Source organism: Paenibacillus sp. FSL P4-0127, from assembly GCF_038007325.1.
GTDB lineage: Bacteria > Bacillota > Bacilli > Paenibacillales > Paenibacillaceae > Fontibacillus > Fontibacillus macerans.
The window spans coordinates 1,472,508-1,493,878 of the sequence record NZ_JBBOWY010000001.1; the positions used below are offsets into that span (position 1 = coordinate 1,472,508).

General features: G+C 54.4%; 18 protein-coding genes and 1 riboswitch. Of the genes, 13 read left to right on the plus strand and 5 right to left on the minus strand.

Going from position 1 to position 21,371, the window contains the following annotated elements:
• Positions 1-78: 78 nt before the first annotated feature.
• From NYE74_RS06490 to NYE74_RS06550, 13 genes are all read left to right on the plus strand, one after another.
• Positions 79-639 carry a manganese efflux pump MntP gene (locus NYE74_RS06490; protein ID WP_036627415.1) on the plus strand — a complete coding sequence of 187 codons (561 nt, stop codon included), beginning with the start codon at positions 79-81 and terminating at the stop codon, positions 637-639.
• Positions 640-688: 49 nt separating this feature from the next.
• The gene (locus tag NYE74_RS06495) at positions 689-1,276 is read left to right on the plus strand and encodes a low molecular weight protein arginine phosphatase (RefSeq protein ID WP_036619198.1); all 588 of its coding nucleotides are present in this window, start codon (positions 689-691) and stop codon (positions 1,274-1,276) included.
• 61 nt (positions 1,277-1,337) lie between these two features.
• Positions 1,338-1,420: riboswitch (ZMP/ZTP riboswitch) on the plus strand.
• A gap of 156 nt (positions 1,421-1,576) precedes the next feature.
• Complete coding sequence (locus NYE74_RS06500) at positions 1,577-2,167, plus strand: TIGR01440 family protein (RefSeq protein WP_036619200.1); 591 nt, start codon at positions 1,577-1,579, stop codon at positions 2,165-2,167.
• A gap of 89 nt (positions 2,168-2,256) precedes the next feature.
• Complete coding sequence (gene glyA / locus NYE74_RS06505; RefSeq protein WP_036619201.1) at positions 2,257-3,507, plus strand: serine hydroxymethyltransferase; 1,251 nt, start codon at positions 2,257-2,259, stop codon at positions 3,505-3,507.
• Positions 3,508-3,740: 233 nt separating this feature from the next.
• Positions 3,741-5,849, plus strand: coding sequence for a BglG family transcription antiterminator (locus NYE74_RS06510; protein ID WP_082207637.1), 2,109 nt, complete (start codon positions 3,741-3,743; stop codon positions 5,847-5,849).
• Complete coding sequence (locus NYE74_RS06515; RefSeq protein ID WP_036619203.1) at positions 5,846-6,139, plus strand: PTS sugar transporter subunit IIB; 294 nt, start codon at positions 5,846-5,848, stop codon at positions 6,137-6,139. The genes NYE74_RS06510 and NYE74_RS06515 overlap by 4 nt, the downstream gene beginning before the upstream one ends.
• A 43-nt stretch (positions 6,140-6,182) precedes the next feature.
• Positions 6,183-7,451 carry a PTS ascorbate transporter subunit IIC gene (locus NYE74_RS06520; protein ID WP_341004652.1) on the plus strand — a complete coding sequence of 423 codons (1,269 nt, stop codon included), beginning with the start codon at positions 6,183-6,185 and terminating at the stop codon, positions 7,449-7,451.
• 164 nt (positions 7,452-7,615) lie between these two features.
• Entirely contained in the window at positions 7,616-8,683 is a 1,068-nt protein-coding gene (locus NYE74_RS06525; protein WP_316560630.1) for an ABC transporter substrate-binding protein, read from the plus strand.
• Between the two features lie 19 nt (positions 8,684-8,702).
• Positions 8,703-10,358, plus strand: a complete 1,656-nt coding sequence (locus NYE74_RS06530) for an ABC transporter permease (RefSeq protein WP_036619206.1) — start codon at positions 8,703-8,705, stop codon at positions 10,356-10,358.
• Positions 10,359-10,389: 31 nt separating this feature from the next.
• Positions 10,390-11,451, plus strand: coding sequence for an ABC transporter ATP-binding protein (locus NYE74_RS06535; RefSeq protein WP_036619208.1), 1,062 nt, complete (start codon positions 10,390-10,392; stop codon positions 11,449-11,451).
• A 49-nt stretch (positions 11,452-11,500) separates the two neighbouring features.
• Positions 11,501-12,523 (plus strand): ABC transporter substrate-binding protein, encoded by a 1,023-nt coding sequence (locus NYE74_RS06540; RefSeq protein ID WP_036619209.1) that lies wholly within the window; start codon positions 11,501-11,503, stop codon positions 12,521-12,523.
• A gap of 108 nt (positions 12,524-12,631) precedes the next feature.
• Positions 12,632-13,519: an ROK family protein gene (locus NYE74_RS06545; RefSeq protein ID WP_124333295.1), complete on the plus strand. Its 888-nt coding sequence runs from the start codon at positions 12,632-12,634 to the stop codon at positions 13,517-13,519.
• A gap of 299 nt (positions 13,520-13,818) precedes the next feature.
• Positions 13,819-14,850, plus strand: coding sequence for an Rpn family recombination-promoting nuclease/putative transposase (locus tag NYE74_RS06550; protein WP_124333296.1), 1,032 nt, complete (start codon positions 13,819-13,821; stop codon positions 14,848-14,850).
• 116 nt (positions 14,851-14,966) lie between these two features.
• On the opposite strand, the gene gtfA is transcribed toward NYE74_RS06550, so the two are convergent.
• From gtfA to NYE74_RS06575, 5 genes are all read right to left on the minus strand, one after another.
• Complete coding sequence (gene gtfA / locus NYE74_RS06555) at positions 14,967-16,409, minus strand: sucrose phosphorylase (protein WP_270619901.1); 1,443 nt, start codon at positions 16,407-16,409, stop codon at positions 14,967-14,969.
• Positions 16,410-16,444: 35 nt separating this feature from the next.
• On the minus strand, positions 16,445-18,127 hold the full coding sequence (locus NYE74_RS06560; protein WP_341004655.1) for a glycoside hydrolase family 13 protein: 1,683 nt from the start codon (positions 18,125-18,127) through the stop codon (positions 16,445-16,447).
• Between the two features lie 42 nt (positions 18,128-18,169).
• Positions 18,170-19,003 (minus strand): carbohydrate ABC transporter permease, encoded by an 834-nt coding sequence (locus tag NYE74_RS06565; protein ID WP_412761652.1) that lies wholly within the window; start codon positions 19,001-19,003, stop codon positions 18,170-18,172.
• A complete protein-coding gene (locus tag NYE74_RS06570; RefSeq protein ID WP_036619215.1) occupies positions 19,000-19,884 on the minus strand; it encodes a carbohydrate ABC transporter permease in 885 nt (294 codons plus the stop codon). Before NYE74_RS06570 ends, NYE74_RS06565 begins: the two co-directional genes overlap by 4 nt.
• A gap of 90 nt (positions 19,885-19,974) precedes the next feature.
• The gene (locus NYE74_RS06575) at positions 19,975-21,294 is read right to left on the minus strand and encodes an ABC transporter substrate-binding protein (RefSeq protein WP_036619217.1); all 1,320 of its coding nucleotides are present in this window, start codon (positions 21,292-21,294) and stop codon (positions 19,975-19,977) included.
• Between the last annotated feature and the right edge of the window lie 77 nt (positions 21,295-21,371).

The window sequence follows — 21,371 nt, forward strand, 5'->3', positions numbered from 1 at the left end:
TTCGCCTTGTCCATGTCATGAATTCGGACCTGTCCGCATATGGTTGTACAAAATACACGGACATGGAGGATACCGATGATGACGGAGGTATACGCGCGGCTGGGAGAGCTTTTTACCATTCTGCTGATGGCGGTGGCTCTGGGGATGGATGCATTGTCGCTGGGTATCGGCATCGGAATGAGAGGGGTCCGGTCGCGGGATGCGATCCGCATCGGATCGGCGGTGGCTCTGTTTCACGTGCTGATGCCTCTGCTCGGCATATTGGCGGGCAAATACGTCGGTATATTGCTGGGCCATCTCGCCCGGTATGCGGCCGGAGGGCTGCTGTTTGTCTTGGGCGCTCATATGATCTTCAGCTCGGTAAAAGGCGGCGGCGTGCAGTCGATCAGCCATCGGACATGGTTCGGCGTGCTGCTGTTTTCGTTAAGCGTCAGCATCGATTCCTTTTCCGTCGGCGTCTCGCTTGGCATGTTTCATGGCGATTGGATTTTGACGGTGCTGGCCTTCGGTTTTTTCGGCGGTTTGATGTCGCTCGCCGGACTGGTGATGGGCCGCCGGGTGGGAAGGACGATGGGCGAATACGGAGAAGCGGCCGGGGGAGCGATTTTGCTCGCGTTTGGCCTTATGTTCATCTTTTGATAAAATATCATAAACGCGATAAAATATCCGGACGTGGGAGGTGAAAGGCATGCGCATTTTGTTTGTATGTACCGGGAATACATGCCGCAGCCCGATGGCGGAAGGATTGCTGCGCAAGATTGCGCGGGGACGCGGTTTGGACGTGGAGGTACGGTCCGCCGGCGTGGCCGCGATAAAGGGCGCTTCGATGTCCATGCATGCGGAGGCCGTACTGAAGGAGCGGGGCATCACGGATGCGTTCGAGTCGACGCCGCTGCACGCGGAGCTCGCGGAGTGGGCGGACCTCATTCTGACCTTGACGCAAGGCCATAAACGCCAGGTGGTTTACACATTTCCCCATGCCGCGGACAAGATATACACTTTGAAGGAATTCGTCGAAGACGATGAAAAGCTGCTTGCGGATCGCGAAGAGCTGCAGCGTCTCATTGCGGACCGGGAGCTGGGCAAAGCGCTCGGCCAGGGTTGGACGGACGCGGAGGAGCGCCGCTTGAACGAACTGCAGCAGCGAATGCCGGTCTACGATATTTCCGACCCGTTTGGAGGATCGCGGGCGGATTACGACCGGACGGCGGCCGAAATCGGCGCCGTATTGGAAAAACTGGCGGATAAACTGCAGCGCGGAGAGCTGGGGAAATAACGCAGCGAAAACGAAGTTGCATTTGTCGGCCTAATGCTTTATTCTAAGATCAGATAGTTTTTGGTTCCGATGTAACTGGCGACAAAAGTGGATCAAACCACGGTGGAGCATCGGAGTATACGGCCGGTCGCCTGGGCAAAGAGCAAGACGCAGCGGTTGCGTTCTGCTCTTTTTTTGTTGCATGAAGCGTCACGGTTTGCCGCGGAGGCGGATTTGTCGGCACGAATTCCGGTGGTTTTAGGTATAATAAGGACAGACTCTATGGAGGTTCTTCACTTAAGACTGAAGGAGGCCGGATGCATGGAAAAAGGAGAACTCGGAAACATCCGGGACCAGGTGGCGGAAATTGCCGGGGAATTGGCGGCGGCGGCCAAGCTTGGCCCGGGGAAATTGCTGGTGGTCGGCGCCAGCACCAGCGAAGTGGCGGGCCGCAGAATCGGCACCGGCGGAGCGGAAGACATTGCCGCCGCGCTGTTTGACGGGCTCGAGCAGGTTCGCGGCAAATTCGGCTTTGACCTCGCCTTTCAATGCTGCGAGCATTTGAACCGCGCCCTGGTGGTGGAGCGTACGGTTCTGGAGCGGCTTCGCCTGACGGAGGTGGCGGCCGTGCCCGTGCCGAAAGCCGGCGGATCGATGGCGGCGGCCGCTTACCGCCGGTTTGCCGATCCTTGCCTGGCCGAGAGCCTGGAGGCTCACGCCGGGATCGACATCGGCGAGACGCTTATCGGGATGCATCTGCGCCGCGTGGCGGTGCCTTTCCGCCCTTCGCGCCGGATGATCGGCATGGCCCGCGTGACCGCAGCCTGGGCGCGCCCGAAGCTGATCGGCGGAGAGCGGGCGGTCTACGCGCTGCCGCAGGCTGCGGACGGGAACGCCCCGCATTGCCAGTAAAGGCGCGCTGTGATTCGTAATCGGGTATGAGATTTTGCTGGGGAACAAGTCATCTGCAATTGTATATTATTCCAAGGAGGAATTTAACAATGGAAAACTTGAGAAAACAAGATCCGGCCGTGCTGGAAGCGATGAACCTGGAACTGAAGCGCCAGCGCAACAATATCGAGCTGATCGCTTCCGAAAATATCGTCAGCGAAGCGGTGATGGAAGCGATGGGTTCGGTGCTCACCAACAAATACGCCGAAGGTTATCCGGGCAAACGTTATTACGGCGGCTGTGAACGCGTCGATATCGTGGAGAACATCGCCCGCGACCGCGCCAAGGAACTGTTCGGCGCCGAGCATGCCAACGTGCAGCCGCACTCCGGCGCCCAGGCCAACATGGCGGTCTATCTGGCCGCGCTTAAACCGGGGGACACCGTGCTGGGGATGAACCTGGCTCACGGCGGCCATTTGACCCACGGCAGCCCGGTCAACGCATCCGGTTTACTGTATAATTTCGTGGCATACGGCGTACAGGAAGACACGTTCCTGATCGATTACGATGAAGTGCGCAAAGCGGCCTTCAAGCACCGTCCGCGGTTGATCGTTGCCGGCGCGAGCGCTTATCCGCGGATCATCGATTTCGAGAAGCTGGCCTCGATCGCGAGTGACGTAGGGGCTTTGTTCATGGTCGATATGGCGCATATTGCCGGCCTTGTTGCGGCGGGACTTCATCCGAATCCGGTACCGCACGCTCATTTTGTGACCACCACGACGCACAAGACGCTGCGCGGTCCGCGCGGCGGCCTGATCCTATGCCGTCAGCCATGGGCGGCCGCGATCGACAAAGCGGTGTTCCCGGGCACGCAAGGCGGACCGCTGATGCACGTGATCGCTTCCAAAGCGGTTGCGCTCGGCGAGGCGCTGCAGCCTTCCTTCAAAACTTATGCGGAAAATGTGGTCAAAAACGCCAAAGTGCTGGCCGAAACGCTGCTGGCCGAAGGCCTGAACATCGTATCCGGCGGTACGGACAACCATTTGATGCTCGTCGATACCCGCAACCTGAACATCACCGGTAAAGACGCTGAGCATGTGCTGGATTCGATCGGCATCACGGTCAACAAAAACGCGATTCCGTTCGACCCGACAAGCCCGTTCGTAACGAGCGGCATCCGGATCGGCACGCCGGCCGTAACCTCGCGGGGCATGGATCAGGAGGCGATGAAGTCGATCGGGCAGATTATCGCGCTTGTCCTGAAGAACCCGAAAGACGAGGCTGCTCTGGCTAAAGCCCGTCAGCAAGTTGTCGAACTAACCGATAAATTCCCGATCTATCCGGAACTCAGCTACGAATAAGCGCATATGGTTTAACGGAGGCCAACCCGTCGATGCGGGTTGGCCTCTTTTGAATCTTGGCCCATGGTACAGGTCTGATACTGGCCCCGCGGTTACGTTTGCGGGGGCCGCATCCTCGCTAACGGATGATGCTCGGCGACTTTTTTCGACGAATGCCCTATATCTCGCCAAGCAAATATGTAATAATAAATTTATGATAGCGCATACAAAATTGCGAACCGCAGGGTGACATTATGATATCAAGCAGACAACAGAGAATGCTCGGACAACTGATGGAGAGCGAGGGAGCCGTCTTTATTCCCCTGCAGAAATTGGCGGATGATTACGGGATCTCCCTGCGAACGGTACGGAGCGATTTGCTGCACCTGGAGGATTGGCTCAGAGAGCGGGGAGTGCGTCTGGAACGGGACCGCTCCGCCGGCGTTCGGCTGCGGCTTGGGCCCGGTCAGTCGGAGCGCCTTGCAGTTCATATGGAGCAGCGGCCCGATTATATGGATGCGGAACAGCGAATCGGCTTGTTGCTCAAACAGCTCTTGCAGGCGGCGGCACTGTCCGTCAAGGAGATCATGGAAGAATTCGGGATTAGCAAAAATACGCTATTGCAAGACTTGAACGAAATTAAGCAGCGGCTCGGGCGGTGGGGGCTATCCTTGGTCCGTGACCGGGGAGCGCTTTACATCGAAGGGCCGGAGAAGCTGAAGCGAAGAGCTTATTTAAGTTTGCTTCGCGACGAAATTACGGACGACCGGCTGCTTCGGTATATCCTTGATCAGCGGGAGCGGGAAGAACCCCATTTGCGGCTTCAGCCGTGGAAGGAATGGTTCAAGGCCGGAGATGCGGCCATGCTGTTCGATACGATACAACAACTGGAGGAAAAGATGGGCGTTCAGTTTACGGACGCCGGATATTCCACATTGATCCTTCATATGCTGATGGCGATGGAGCGGCTGAAAGAAACGCATTCGATTGAGATGGACCGTGAATCGCTTTCCGAGCTGCAAGGCCATGACGTATATGAACAGATCAAGACGGAAGCGGCGCCGCGGATTGAAAGGCATTTCGGGGTAAAGCTGCCCGCGGCGGAAATCGGCTATATTACCCAGCATATCCTCGGCGCCCAGAAGCAAAGCCTGCCGGCCGAGGAGTTGATGATCGCCGAGCTGGCGGAGCAAATGGTGATCCGCATCGAGCGGGCTTTGGGCCGTCCGCTGCAAATGGCTGAACAGATTGTCCAGGGCTTGGCCATTCATTTGAAGCCGGCCATTTACCGCGCAAAGTTTGGGCTGCAGTCGAAAAATCCGCTGATGCGGCAATTGGAGGCGCAGTACGGCACGCTGCTCAACTTGCTGGAGCGGGTAGTGAACGAGGTGATGGAACCGTGGTCCATCGTCTTCGACCGGGACGAGGTCGGTTATATTATGCTCCATATCGGGAGCGGGCTGATTCCTCCTAAGGCGCCCGTGCGCAAGCGCGTGGCGATTGTATGCGGTTCGGGTCTCGGCACTTCGGCGATGCTGAAGCGGCGGATGGCCGTTATTTTTCCCCAAGTCGATATTGCAGGTACGTATTCGTATAAGGAAGCCGTAAGCATCACGCTAGGAGAAGCGGACGCGATGATTAGCACGATGGAGATCAGCCATCCGCTGCAGGTGCCGTGGGTTAAAGTATCGCCGCTGCTCGATCAGCATGACCAGCAGCGAATTGCCGGCTTTCTGGGCGTTTCTCCTTCGGGCGAACCGGCTGCGGCGGCGGCGGCCGTGCAAGCGGTTAACGATATTTTTCAAGCGGTTGAGCGAAATGCCCATATCCATAACCGGAACCGCTTGCTGGAGGAACTGCTGCATCTGTTTCAGGGCGGAAGCGGGGTGGACAAGGGGCCTTATGAGGACTATGCGCTCACTTCGCTGTTGCCGCCGGTCTCCATCCGCCTTGGACTAGCTCCTGTTCCATGGGAGGACGCCGTTCGCGAGGGGAACCGGCTGCTGATCGAAAGGGGCGTTGCGGACGCCAAATACGGGGATGCCCTGCTCGAAATCATTCGTTCCAACAAGCATCCTTTTATTATACGTTCAGGGGTGGCTTTTCCCCACGTGTACATGCCGGAGTGCGTGACAAGAACGGGCTTCAGTTTGCTGACCTTTCGCGAGGCGCTGGCGTTCGGGCCGTCCGCGCAGCCGGTTTGGCTTGTGATTACTTTGGCGGCCATCGATAAGGAGCGGCATGTGACCGCGCTCGGAACGCTGCTTGATGTCATGAATGATGAGTCGTTTATGGCCGATTTGCGGCAAACCGTGGATGCGGAAGGCGTGTGGCGAAAGCTGCGGGAGAAGGAGGGCTTATGAAAAAGATCATCGTTGCTTGCAACAGCGGTCTGGGGACGAGCCTGATGATCCGGCTGAATGTGGAGGCGCTTATGAAGGAGTGGGGAATAAAGGCCCAAATCGAACATACGGACATTACCTCGGTTGATGCCTTTGATGATGCCGATTTGATTATAGGCTCCAGCTACCATATGGAATCGCTGCACATTGGCGGGAATGCGGAGACGATCGGGCTGGAGGACATTACGGACCGCCAATATTTAAAAGCCCGGCTCAAGGAAAGCGTTACGGTCCGCAGTTGGCTGGACTAGCGCAACAAACTTACGGAATTTACCACAAGACGGGGGGTTACCCATGAATGCGACGCAAATCATCAGCAAGGGACTGCTCGGGGAACCCGCCCTGCTGCTCGGATTAATCGCGTTTGTCGGATTGCTGCTGCAGAAGCAGCCGTTTCAAAGACTCATTCACGGTACGATCAAAACGATGCTCGGATACACACTATTGCAAATCGGAGCTAACGCCGCCGGCTCCTCCTTGTCGAATTTATCGGCGGTCATTCAGAAAGGATTCCAAATTATCGGCATTATTCCGCATAACGAGACGATTACCGCGCTGGCGCAAATCAATTATGGCGAGGAAATCGCGCTCATTATGCTGGCCGGGATGATCGTTCACCTGATGATCGCCCGGTTCACACCGGTGAAATACATCTTTTTGACCGGACATCATATGCTGTTCATGGCTTCTTTGCTGGCGGGGGTCTTGGTGTCGATGTCCATCCCGTTATGGCAGGTGGCGCTTAGCGGCGGCGCGGTTCTGGCTTTGTGCATGTCTTTTGCCCCGCTGATCGCGCAGCCTTATGTTCGGCGGGTAACGGGAAACGATGATTTTGCGCTCGGGCATTTCAACAGCGCCGGCTATGTTCTAAGCGGGTTTATCGCCTCCTGGTTCAAAAAAGGGACGGAGCCGCCGGAGTCGCCGGGACTGCAAAAGCTGCGGTCCTTTTTTCAGGATCATATGGTCGTGATTACGGTATTTACGTTCGTGTTATTCCTTTTCTCGGGGCTGTTCGTCTCTTCCGGCGGGGTCGCGGAAATGTTCTCCGGCCGGCATATTCTGGTGGTTTCACTGATTCAGGCCACCTGGTTCGCAGGCGGCTGTTACGTTATTTTGGCCGGCGTACGCATGCTGCTGTCCGAAATCGTCCCCGCTTTCAAAGGCATTGCCGACCGGATCGTGCCGGGAGCCATTCCCGCCCTGGATTGTCCGGTATTGTTCAAATTTTCGCCGTTTTCGGCGATGATCGGCTTTTTGCTCAGCTTTGCCGGAGGGCTGGCGGCGATGGCCGTTCTGCTGCAGGTTCAGTACACGGTCATTATTCCCGGGGTTATTCCGCATTTCTTCTCCGGAGGAACGGCTGGCGTCATCGCCTATAGAATCGGAGGGCGCAAGGGATTGATCGTATCCTCTCTATGCCACGGGTTTGCAATCACGATCCTGCCGGTGTTTCTGATTCCGCTGTTGTCGAATCTCGGCTATCTGCGGGCGACGTTTGCCGACAGCGATTTCTCGGTAATCGGCGTGCTGGTCCATGCGTTGTTTGGTTGGTTCAAGGGGTAGCTTCCGACCGTATAAAGAAAGTCCGATTTCGCCTTGGAGAGGCGGGGTCGGGCTTTTTTGGCGTGTCCGTTTTTTTGCCGAAAGAAGTGGCAAAGACTTGGACTCACAGTATTGTAAGCGCAGCCAATATAATTGACTCATAAATAGCGAAGGGGGATTTCAAGATGAGAAAGAAAAAATGGATCAGTTCCGTTGCCGCGTTGACGATGGCCGCCATGCTGTTTACGGGCTGCGGATCGGCGGGCGGAAACCATGCTGCAGGGGATAAGGCGGGGAAAGACGCTGCGGACAAGCCTCAAGGCAAGCTGACGGTCTATATTGGTTTTCAGGAAGACCATGCGGTAGCCGCCATCAAGAAGTTTACGGAAGACACCGGCATCGAAGCCAGCATGATCCGGATGTCGGCGGGGGAGATCCTGGCCAAGGTTCGGGCCGAAAAAGACAATCCGCAAGCGGACGTTTGGTATGGCGGGCCGGCCGACACGTTCGTGCAAGCGGCAAGCGAGGGGCTGCTGCAGCCTTATCAATCGCCGGTTGCCGAGAAAATCGACGCAAAGTATAAAGACCCGGAAGGCTACTGGACCGGCGTGTACGTAGGCGCTGTCGGTTTTGCCTCCAACAAGGAATTTTTGGAGAAGAAAGGCGTACAGGCCCCGACGAAATGGGCGGACCTGCTTAATCCGGCGTTTAAGGGCGAAATCGTTATGGCGGACCCGGCTTCTTCCGGTACGGCATACACGGCCATGTATTCGGTGTTGAAGGTGATGGGCAGCGAGGAGAAAGGTTTTGAGTACCTCAAAAGCCTGCATCCGCAAATTCAGCAGTATACGACAAGCGGCGCCGCTCCGGGCCGGATGGTCGGCATGGGCGAAGCCGGCGTAGGTATTTTGTTTGCGCATGACATTATCAAGTATCAGGAAGAAGGCTTTGACAGCCTCGTGCTGACGGTCCCACAAGACGGTACGGGGTATGAGACAGGCTCGATCGGCATCATCAAAAACACGAAAAACGAGGAGCTCGCGCAAAAATTCGTCGATTGGGCCTTGTCTCCGGGAGCACAGGAGCTTGGCAAAACGGTGGGCAGCTTCCAAAACCTGACGAACCCGGATGCGGTAGGGCCGGAACAAGCCTTGAACCTGTCCGATATCAGAACGATTGATTATGACGTGGTTGAAGCCGGAAAGGAACGCCAGCGCTTGATCGACAAATGGAGCGCCGAGGTCAAAAAATAACTGTGAGGAGAGAGCTGGAATGAGCGCCATGTTCAAAAGATTCAAGCGCGAGCCGCTCCTGCCGATTCTGATCGTGTTGGTCATGCTCTGCTTAGTCGTTTTTATCGTCTATCCGTTATTCCAGATTCTAAAGTCCAGCTTCGTCGGCTCCGCCGGCGAGGTTGGCATTCAAGGTTATCAGCGGGTACTCTCCGGGGGAGGGTTGCTGCAATCCCTGGTGAATTCCCTGATCCTGGCCGTATTGACGTCGACGCTGTCCACAGCGATCGCCTATGTATTCGCCTATACGTTCGCTTATGTAAAGGTGCCGTTTAAGAAGCTGTTTAACGGAATTGCTATTTTACCGGTCATATCTCCGCCCTTTGTGATCGCGTTATCCGCGATGCTGCTGTTCGGAAAACAGGGCTTGATCACCAAAAATTTGCTGGGCCTCGAAAACGCCAACATATACGGGCTGCATGGCCTGGTGCTGGTGCAGACGCTATCGTTTTTTCCAATCGCGTTTCTGACGCTGTCGGGTCTGCTTCGTTCGATCAGCCCTTCTTTGGAGGAAGCGAGTCAAAATATGGGGGCCAGCCGGTTGAAGACGTTCCTTAGCGTTACTTTGCCGCTCTCGGTTCCTGGGATAGCCAACGCGTTTTTACTAGTGTTTGTCCAATCTCTGGCCGATTTTGGCAATCCGATGACGATCGGAGGGAACTACTCTACCGTTGCCAGGGAAATCTATTTGCAGGCGGTCGGAAGCTATAATTTGCAAGCGGGCGCGGCTCTGGCGATGATTTTGCTTACGGTTACGATTATCGTGTATATTTTGCAAAACTTCTGGGTGGGTAAAAAAAGCTATGTCACGGTAACGGGCAAACCGACGGGACAGCGGAGAATGATTGAGTCCGGGGCCGTTAAACAAGGGTTATTCGCTTTTTGCTTGATCATGTCGCTGGCCGTTATCGCTTTTTATGCTCTGGTACCGGTCGGATCGTTCATCAAGCTGTGGGGGATCAACAACAGCCTGACCCTGGACCATTACAAATACGTATTCTCCATCGGGCAAAAAGCGATCAAGGACACGCTGACGCTGGCTGTCGTCGCCACTCCGGTCGCCGGTCTGCTGGGGATGATCATCGCCTTCCTGATTGTCCGCAAGCGTTTCTTCGGCAAAAAGGCGCTGGAGGTGATCAGCATGCTGTCGATTGCCGTGCCGGGCACGGTCATCGGGATCGGTTATATTCTTGCCTTCAATAAGGCACCGCTGGCGTTGACGGGAACAGGAATGATTATCGTGGCCGCCTTCGTCGTACGTTCCATGCCGGTGGGCATTCGTTCCGGGATCGCCGCCTTGCAGCAAATCGACCCGAGCATCGAAGAGGCCGCGACGAATCTGGGAGCCGGGGGACGTAAAGTGTTCACCAGCGTAGTGTTGCCACTGATCAAGTCCGCTTTCTTCAGCGGCCTCGTCAACAGCTTTGTCAAAAGCATGACCGCGATGAGCGCCGTGATTTTCCTTATTTCGGCCAAATATAATCTCATTACTGCGTCGATTCTGGCGCAGGTCGAGGCGGGCCGGATCGGCGTGGCCAGCGCTTACTGTACGATTCTGATTCTCATCATGATCGTTGCTCTGGCGCTAATCAACTTGCTGGTGAAATGGATGGGCGGCAAAGAGCGATCCGTTTAATTGGCGCCCATTCTTGAAGGAGGTATTGTTTATGGCTAAATCTGTCACTCTTAAAAATATATCGAAGGCCTTCGTGAACGACAAAGGCGAACGGTCGTACGCGGTAACCGGGGTTGATCTGAGCATCGGAGAGGGCGAGTTCGTCACTCTGCTCGGCCCTTCAGGTTGCGGCAAAACGACGACGCTGCGCATGATTGCCGGATTCGAGGAGATTACCGAAGGGCATATTTATTTCGGGAATGAGGCGGTCGACGGGATACCTCCAAACCGGAGGGACTGCACGATGGTGTTCCAATCCTATGCCCTGTTCCCGCATTTGAATGTTTTTGACAATATCGCTTACGGGCTCAAAATTAAGAAGCTGACCAAGTCGGAGATTAGCTCGAAAGTTGAATCCGTATTGGATATAATGAATTTGCGGGATTACCGGGACCGGATGCCGAGCCAATTGTCGGGCGGGCAGCAGCAGCGGGTTGCCCTGGCCAGAGCGCTCGTGATGGAGCCTGGCGTGCTGCTGTTTGACGAGCCGTTGTCCAACCTGGATGCCAAGCTGCGTTTGGTGATGCGGGACGAAATCCGGCGGATTCAGCAGCAGATCGGCATTACGGCCGTTTATGTCACGCATGATCAAAGCGAAGCGATGAGCATGAGCGATAAAGTCATCGTTATGAATAAAGGGAAAATCGAGCAGGTCGGTACGCCGATGGAGATTTACCAGCGCCCCAAAACGAAGTTTGTGGCGGACTTTATCGGAACCGCCAACTTTATGGAGGGGACGGTGAAAGGAACGGAGGCAGGCCGGCTGCTGGTGGAGACGGACGCAGGTTTGCTGCGGATTCGCCGGGACGGTTTTAAGGCGGGAGACCGCGTTACCGTCGTAATCCGCCCGGAAGCCGTATCCTTGTCCAATGAATCGGCGCACCTGGGTGTCGTGCGAAAGAGCGTATTCATGGGCCAAACGCAGGAATACGAAGTGCAGTTTGCCGGCCAGTTGTTCCAAATTACCGAGCATAACCCGATCCAGGAGAAAGTTTACGCGGTCGGAGCCAATGTATCGCTGCAGTTTGCCGAAGACGCACTTCATGTGATTTAACCCAAAACATCACGTTCGGATGACATCAAGCAAGGGGGAGAGGGGCGGCATGAAACGAATAACTTTAGGCATATTGCTGCTGTTCCTTATGATATCGCCGCTTCTGGCCGCTTGCGGCAGGGAGAGTCAAGGTACGTTGACGGTGTATGCGGGACTGTATGAGGATCACGCCATCAAGGCGATCGAGACGTTCCAGAAGCAGACCGGCATTAAAGTGAATTATGTGCGGATGTCGAGCGGGGAAATCCTGGCGCGAATCCGGGGGGAGCGGAACGCGCCCAAAGCGAGCGTTTGGTATGGCGGACCGGCGGATACGTTTATTCAGGCGAAAACCGAGGGCTTGCTGGAACCGTATCTTTCGCAAAATGCCGCATCGATCCCCCGTGAGTATCGCGATCCGAGCGGATATTGGACAGGAATTTACGTCGGTTCCATCGCGTTTGTGTCCAACAAAACCTGGCTGCAGGAGGTAGGGTTGCAAGCTCCTCAATCGTGGAATGACCTGCTGCAGCCGGAGTACCGGGGGATGATTTCGATGGCGGACCCCCGTTCATCGGGAACCGCCTATACGACGCTGGCTACGCTTGTGCAGTTGTTCGGCGAGGATCAGGCGTTTGACTATTTGCGCCGGCTGCACCTGCAAAATGTCGTTTACACCACCTCCGGGAGCGTTCCCGGGCGAACGGTAGGCATGGGGGAGTCAGGCACGGCGGTCATGTTCGCTCATGATGCGCTCAAATATTACAAGGAAGGGTTTCAAAATCTTGTCATTAACTTTCCAACCGAAGGAACCGGCTACGAAATCGGGGCGGTCGGCATCATCAAGGGCGGCCCGAATCAGGAGGAGGCCCGGCAGTTCGTCGATTGGGCGCTGACCAAGCAAGCTCAGGAACTCGGCAAGCAGGTCGGCAATTACCAGCAGTTGACGAATCCCGACGCCGTTGCCCCCGAGGAAGCCATTCCTTTGGAGAAACTGAATGCCATTCCATACGACCTCGAATGGGCCGGCAAAAACCGCGAGCGCCTGATCGGCAGGTGGACGGCCGAGGTGTTGGGTTCGGGAAACGGATAGGATCTTCTATTAACGCGGCCGATATCATGGTATAATTTTTTTAGAGACTGATATGGTAACGTTCGTCATACTATCTTATCCGCAAGCTGAAAATGGAGGTTGGCATCATTGAAATTGCTGGGGGCTATTGAAGCCGGAGGAACTAAATTTGTATGCGGTATCGGCCATGAGGACGGCACGATTCTGGACCGGGTCAGCTTTCCGACGACGACGCCGGAAGAGACGATGGGCCGGGTGCACGATTATTTCCGGGATAAGGAGATTGAGGCCATGGGCATCGGCTCGTTTGGGCCGATCGATCCGATTCCGGGGAGCCCAACCTATGGTTATATCACGACGACCCCGAAGCCGCACTGGAGCAACTTTGATCTCGTTGGGGCCGTTCTGAAGGCCATGAACTGCAAGGTAGGCTTTGACACGGACGTAAACGGGGCGGCGCTGGGCGAATTACGCTGGGGTGCGGCCCAAGGGCTGGATAATTGCCTTTACATCACGGTCGGAACGGGGATCGGGGCCGGATCCGCTTTAAACGGAGGGCTGATTCACGGCTTGTCCCATCCCGAAATGGGGCATATTCTCGTGCGCCGTCATCCGGACGATAAATATGAAGGCACATGTCCATACCACGGGGACTGCCTGGAAGGCTTGGCCGCCGGTCCGGCCCTCGTCAAACGCTGGGGAGTCGCCAACGGCGCGGATCTTCCTCCCGACCATCCGGCTTGGGAAATGGAGGCCTATTACTTGGCGCAGGCATTGATGAACTATATTCTCGTGCTTTCTCCGCAAAAGATCATTATGGGCGGCGGAGTCATGAAGCAGAGCCAGCTTTTCCCGCTGATCGCGGACAAGCTGCAGACTTTGCTGAATGGGTACGTTCAGCACCCAAGCTTGCGTGAGGGAATCGCCGATTATATCGTTCCGCCGGGGCTTGGCGACAATGCCGGACTGGCCGGCGCGCTGGCTTTGGCCGACGCGGCCTTGTCCTCGCCAAGCTGAGGCGTGGTTCAAAAGGCGCTTTTTCCAAGCCTGATCCGTGAATTGGACCGAAAAGCGGCCCGATTTTGAATGTAACGGACACCAGAGACCTTATTCAGGTAAAAACAGAACATTTCAGCTTGTTTTTGATCAAATAAGGTCCTTCTGGCTTTGCTTTCCTAATACTGATCGATGATATAGTTTAAGATATACAAATGAAAACGAAAAAGTGAAGCACACTTGCCGGTGCCCAAGGGGCGCTGTGGCGGTGTGCTTTTTTTGTTGAAAATTGTCCATTGTGGGAGAGGAAGGGATTAATCATGAGTGCTTATGAACTAGCGGTAAGAGAAAAGAAAGCGAAATGGCCGGAAGGCAGGCCGTTTACCCCGCATGACGAAGCGTTCAAGAAGCTGCTGCAAACCTTTTTTGCGGAGTTCATTGAACTGTTTTTTCCTGAACTGGACAAGCTGCTCGATCATCGTCATACCCGTTTTTTAATGCAGGAGCTGCTAGTGGATATCGTTGGCGAGGAGAAGCGGACGCTGGATCTGCTGCTGGAAACGAGATACTTGGAGCTGGATGCCTACATATTGATCCACATTGAGCCGCAATCCTACCAGGAGAACGACTTCCACGAGCGAATGTTCATCTATTTCAGCCGTTTGTTTGAGCGGCATCGGAAGGAATATAAACTCATTATTCCCATTGCCGTCTTTACGGCGGACGAGGCTAAGGAGGAGAAAAATGCGCTGGTGATGAGTATGCCGCAGCAGCCGATTTTGCGGTTTGAATTCATGAAGGTGGAGCTAAGGAAGCAACCTTGGCGGCAATTTATCGATTCCGCCAATCCGGTGGCTGCTGCGCTGCTGGCGAAAATGGGCTATACTAAGGGAGAAGAGCGAGAAATACGCCTGGCGTATTTACGGATGATTTTACGTCTGCAAGGAAGGTTGGATGATGCGCGAATGGCCCTGATCATGTCGGTGGCGGATCTGTATTTCAATACTGATCCCGAGCAAGACAAGCAGTTGCTGGAAGAGTTGAAAGAACAATACCCGGAGGTAGGTGAGTCTATTATGGAACTGATGCCCGCATGGAGTCGTTTGGGATACGAGGAAGGCTTGAAGGAAGGCTTGCAGAAAGGTTTGGAGGAAGGTTTGGAGAAAGGTTTGGGAAAAGGGATTGAGCAAGGCATAGAGCAAGGCATAGAGAAAGGGATTGAACAAGGTATAGCCGTGGGCATGGAAAAGGCGGCGCTTAATATGCTTCGCGAGGGAATGGAGACATCGCTGGTCGCTAAAGTTACGGGGCTAACCGAAGAGCAGGTGGCGAGGCTGAAAAAGCAATCTTGAATTCAGCCGCTTAGGGCGGATGACCAAATGTTGAGCCAGTAAGGAAGCGCCTGTCCTTGGGAAGTTTTATCCCTGACAGGCGCCGCTTTTTAAACATGACCTTTTCGCTTGCAAAACTACATCAATAAGGTCCAGTTTGTCTCTGCGTCTTTGTATCGGATGCTGAATTCCTTGGTGGCCAGGTTGGCTTCCAGCTTCGCTTCGGAGGCGCCGTTTTTCCAAATGATCCGCAAATTGTTGATGTCCGCTTGCTCGGCTTCGACGGTTCCGTCAAACGCCGGGCAGGTGTTTCTAAACTTCAGCAGCCGGAACAACTGCTTCACGACAGGACGCTCCACTTCGCGTTCGATTTCCTCCAGCGTGTAGTAATGACGGTTGATGTTCCGCCCCTCTTTGGTGCGCTCCAGCAGCTCGATATCATTTTCGCCGGCAAGCAAGCCTACATAATAGATTTGCGGGATGCCCGGGGCGAAGCACTGAATCGCCCGCGCCAACAAGTAGCTCTGGTCATTGTTGCCGAGCGCCGAGTAGTAGGTGCAGTTGATCTGGTAAATATCGAGATTGTTGTAGGCTTCCGTGCTGTAAATCTTTTTGACGTTGGCGCCCTGGCTGTACAGGCTCTCCCGGGTCATTTCGCACTCCTCGTCGGACAGCAGGTCCTTAACGTCGACGACCCCGATGCCGTCATGGGTATCCAGCGTCGTAAACTGTTTGCGCGGGCAAATGTTAAGCCAATGAACGAGCCGGTGAACCTGGCCGCTGTACAAGGCATGCAGCACCAGCATCGGCAGGGCGAAGTCATACACATAATAGTCCTGCTCGGCGATTTTCAGCTGAATGCTGTAATGCTCGTGAATTTCCGGGAGGACCGTAATGCCGGAAGGGGAAATGATGTCCTCGGAATACCGCAGCATGTCCCAAATATCCGGCTCCACGAAAAAGCAGTTCGTGCCGATTTTTTTGTTGGCGTAAGCAAAGGCGTCAAGCCGGATGATGGAGGCTCCTTTTTGGGCCAGGAACGTCAGATTGTCGCGGATGAACTTTTTCGTGGTGTCGGTCGTTACATCCAGGTCGATCTGCTGCTCGTCGAAGGTGCACCATACCTTTTCCGTGCTTCCGTCCTTAAAGGTTACTTCTACATAAGGGGCGCGCGGTTTGCGCTTGTAGATCAAATCCACGTCCTCCGGAGTAGGCTCTCCGCCGGGCCAGAAGTTTTTGTAGCGGATAAACAGATCCTTGTAGGCGGACTCGTCTTTTTTCTCCAGAAAATCCTGAAAATACGGCGATTGCCGGGAGATATGATTAATCATGAAATCATACATCATGTAATATTTTTGACTCATTTGCTCGACATCGGACCAATCGCCGAAGGCCGGATCGACCTTGGTGTAGTCCATGGGGGCAAAACCACGGTCGCCTGAAGAAGGATAGAAAGGCAACAGGTGAACGCCGCCGACGACTCCTTGCAAATGCTTGTCCAGCACCTGGTTCAATTCCTTCAAGTTCGTCCCGAGGCTGTCTGCGTACGTAATCAGCATCGCTTCATTTTTTATCTTCATAAGTTCTCCTTCTCTATCGGAAAAATAAGCGGTCTTTATTTCAACCGGTACACTCTGGCTTCATACGGCTTAAGCCGGAATGACCGGAAATCGTCCTTTCCATCGGCCTCGTAATTGGAGATAAGCAGTTCTGCCCGGGTGCGGTTCAAGCCTTCCGGCAGCGTGAACTGAGGCCGTTCCGCGGAAAAATTGCAGATCACGAGCAGTTGGTCTTCCTGCAAGGTTCGCGTGTACGCGTAAATCTGTTCATGGTCGTCCAGCAGCAGCTCGTAGCCGCCGTCCACGATCACCGGATTTTCCTTGCGCAGGCGGATCAGTTTTTGATAATAATAGAAAATCGAATTTTGATCCCGCATCGCGGCTGCGACATTGATCTGCCTGTAGTTCGGGTTTACGGCAATCCAGGGCTGACCGGCCGTAAAACCGGCATGTTCCGCGTCCGTCCACTGCATTGGCGTGCGCGCGTTGTCACGGCTGCGTTCGTGGATCGCCTTCATCATTTCCTCGCGGGTGAGAAGCCCGGCCGCAATATAATCTCTGTACGTGTTTAAAGTTTCGATATCGCGGTATTCATCCACGGTTTCGAACGCTACGTTGGTCATTCCGATCTCTTCGCCTTGGTAAATGTAAGGCGTCCCCTTAAGCATATGCAGGCAGGTGGCCAGCATTTTGCCGGATACCTCGCGGTATTCCTCGCTGTCGTTGCCGAAGCGGGAAATCGCCCGCGGCTGGTCATGGTTGCTCCAATACAAGCTGTTCCAACCCTGTTTTTCCAGCCCTTTCTGCCATCTTGTGAAAATCGCCTTCAAATCCGTGAGCTTCCACGGCTGCGGGGACCATTTCCCAAATTTGCCGTTGCCGACATCGACGTGTTCGAAATGGAACACCATGTTGAGCTCCCGGCGTTCCTTGGCCGTGTACAGCTTTGCTTCCTCGACGCCTACGTTCGGCATTTCGCCGACCGTGATCGTGTCGTATTTGGCGAGTACCTCATGGTTCATGTCGCGAAGAAATTCATGAATGCGGGGGCCGTTCGTGAAGTGGGGGCCGCCGTCGCCGTATGCCGTATCGCCAACAACGCCGTCCAAAAAACGCTGATCCTTCGATATGAAATTAACGACATCCATTCGGAATCCGTCCACGCCTTTATTCAGCCAGAAGGTCATCAGATCGTACACTTCCCGGCGCAATTGCGGATTCTCCCAATTCAGATCGGGCTGCTTCTTGCTGAACAGATGCAAATAATATTCTCCCGTCACGGGATCGTATTCCCAGGCGCTTCCGCCGAAGAAAGAACCCCAATTGTTGGGAGGGCCTCCGTTTTTCCCTGGTCTCCACACGTAATAATCGCGGTAAGGGCTGCTCTTCGAGCTACGCGACGCGATAAACCAGGAATGCTCGTCCGAGGTATGATTCACGACGAGATCCATCATGATTTTTATATTTCTGGCATGGGCTTCGCTCAGCATTTCGTCGAAATCGCGCATCGTTCCGAATTCATCCATAATGGCGCGGTAATCGCTGATGTCGTAACCGTTATCATCGTTGGGGGATCGGTAAACCGGCGACAGCCAAATCACGTCGACGCCCAGGTTTTGCAAATGATCCAGGCTTTGCGTAATCCCCTTGATGTCGCCGATCCCGTCCCCGTCGCTGTCTTTGAAGCTGCGCGGATAAATTTGATAGACAACGCTTTGTTTCCACCACTCCTGATTCATGGGTTCTCCTGCTCCTTGTTTCGTTTTATTTCTATAGTTTGATTACGATTTGACGGCTCCTTCCACAACGCCCTGGATGATCTGCCGCTGCATCGCCACGTAGAAAATCACGATCGGAATCATCGAAAGAACCAGCGCCGCCATGGCTACTCCGTAATTGGACGTATATTTACCGAAAAAATAGTAGGTGGACAGCGGCAGCGTCCGGTCTTCCGGCGAGATGAGAACGAGCGAAGGAAGCAGGAAGTCGTTCCAAATCCAAAGTACGTTAAGTATGGCGATCGTGGTCGTGATCGGTTTCAAAATCGGAAAAATCACGCTGCTGAACAGTTTGATCCGTCCGGCTCCGTCAATCAGCGCCGCTTCGTCCATATCGACCGGGACGCCCTTAATGAAACCGTGGTACATAAAGGTCGACAAGCTGATGCCGAACCCGAGGTAGAAATAAATGAGCCACCATTTGCTGCTGAGCATGTCCAAAGACCCGAACACCGAGACGAACGGAATCATGATCGCTTGGAACGGGATAATCATCGAAGCGATCAGCATCAGCAGGATGATGTGGTTGATTCTCCATTTCCACCTTACCAGGAAGAAGGCGAGGCTGGAGGAAAAGATCAAGATCAGCGCGACGGCGAAAACCGTGATGATCAAGGAATTGACAAAGGCGCTGCCGAATCCCATGGTCTTGTAAGCTTCGGTGTAGTTGGCAAAGCTCCAGTCCACCGGCGGCGCAAGCGGATTGCGCACGATATCGATCCGCGACTTAAACGAGTTCACGATAATCATAAGCAGCGGAAAAATGAACGCAACCAGCAGCAGTACATTCAATACAAGCGCGGATGCTTTTTTCATTCGGGACGATCCGGTCATCATGCTTCCACCTCCACCTTTTTCATCACGCTGACCTGAACGATGGCGATGATCGCCACCACGGCAAACAGAATAAACGCTTTAGCTTGCCCCGGCCCGAAACGCTGGTACACAAAGGCTTCGTTGTACACGTGCATGGCGATCAATTCCGTCGAGCGGAAGGGGTCGCCTTTCGTCAGCGACAGGTTCGTGTCGTATACCATGAAGCTTCTTTGCAGCGTCAAAAACAAGCTGATCGTAAAAGCGGGTACCATGAGCGGAATTTTGACGTTGAACAACTGGCGGATATAAGACGCTCCGTCCAGGCTGGCCGCTTCGGTCAGCGAAGCCGAAATCCCGTTCAACCCCGCTACGTAAATAAGCATCATGTAGCCGGCGTTTTGCCAAATGCTCACGATGATAAGGGCCCACAGCGCTTTATCCGGATCGCCCAGCCAGGACGAAGACAGAAATCCCCAGTCCAGCTCGCGGCCGGCGTACGTAAATACTCTGGCAAAAATAAACTGCCATACGAACCCCAAAATAATGCCCCCGATGAGATTGGGCGTAAAATATCCGGCGCGGAAAAAGTTCTGCCCTTTAAAACCGCCGGTGACGAGCAGGGCGAGCCCAAACGCGACGACGTTGGTCAGCACGAGCGTGACGACCACGTATTTCAGCGTCGTTCCCATCGATGCCCAGAATGTCGAATCGGTCAGGGCAGCTTGATAGTTGGAAAGTCCCAAAAAATGAAAGGTGTCGGAGGTGCCGTTCCAGTCCGTGAGCGTCGTGAATATTCCCATGCAAAAGGGGACGAGTATGACTGTCGCGAAAGCGAATAAAGGGATAAAGCCGAATGTCATAAAAACTTTCAGTTTGTCGATCCATGTTTTCTCGTTGTACATGAGGAACCTCCCATCTGGCGCCTGAAATGAGCCGGGAGCAAGCGTCCATGCTTATTCCCGGCCGTTTTGCTGGTGATGCTTGCGCCTCGCTTATTTCTTGCCCGCGGAAGCCCAGTAAGCTTGGAACTCCTTGGTCAACCCGGCTCTGTCGATTTCTCCGCCCAGGTATTTTTGCAGACTGGCCGCCATGGCAGGGAAGGCATCAGGCGGATAGTAGGAGTTCATCCATGCCAGCGTGTTCTCGGATTCCGTGTAGGAAAGCACCGATGTGGAGACCGGATCCGTCGGTTTGGTCGTGAAATTGTCGTATGCCGGCAAAAATCCGAACTGATTTACATAGTAGTCCTGACCTTTTTCGCTGGACACCATCCAGTTCAGGAAATCCTTCGAAGCCTGCTGTTCTTCAGGCGTGGATTGGCTGGCATCGACGACCCAATATTCCGGAACGCCGACAGAAATACGGCTGTTGCCGAAATCGCCGGCGTTGTTGCTGACCGGAACCGGCAGGAATCCATACTCCCCTTCAGGATCGATTTCTTTAATTTGGGTATAGGCCCAGTTGCCCATGAACCACATGCCGGCTTGTCCGTCCGCGAGCACGATCGGAGCGTCGTCATAGGTTGCGGAGAGCGGCGCGTCCTTCGCGTAGTTGTATTGTTTGATCAGATCCAGCGTGTCCAGCCAGCCGTTGAAAACCTGGTCTTGGGCCAGGTCCACTTTGCCGCTTTTCAGATCTTCGAGATATTGCAAACGTCCCGCGTGATCCTGGGACTCGTTTGCGGCGAACACGTTCGTGAAATGCGCGCCCAGGGACCAGTCCACCGGGGTGATTTCAACAGCTTTTGCGCCGGTTGCCTCAATCTTGTCGAACAAAGCCTTCAAGTCGTCCTGGGTGCGGATTGTGGAAGGATCAAAGCTGCCGCCTACGGCTGCGTCCAGCACCTTCTTGTTGTACAGGAAGCCGAAGGCTTCGATCGACATCGGCATACCGTATACTTTGTTGTCGACGGTGACATAATCAAGCGTACCGGCATTGGCGTGCTGCACCCATTCCTGATCGGAAAGATCGGCAAGCTTGTCCTTCATTTGATCGAATTCGCTCAGAAAGTGCATGATGTTCGGCGCGTTATTGGAAGCGTACAGGGTGGTGATCCGCTGGTAGCCATTTTGTCCGGCCATCGGAATCAGCGAAACTTTGACCTTGTCCTGCGAACTGTTGTATTCCTGGACCATTTCTTCAAACTGTTTCGAAATTTCCTGTTTGCCGACCAGCACCGAAATTTCGGTTTTCGCCCCGCTGCCGCCGGCGTTGCCGGCTCCGGCGTCGCCTTTGCCCGAATTGCCGCCGCACGCCGCAAGCGCCAGGGACAATAAGCCGACTAACAGCAGTGATGAAAGCGTTCTCTTCATAACTATTAGACCTCCTAGATTTTGAATACAACTCATTTTATAACCGTGCAAAAAATATGTCAAACGTTTTCCTATAA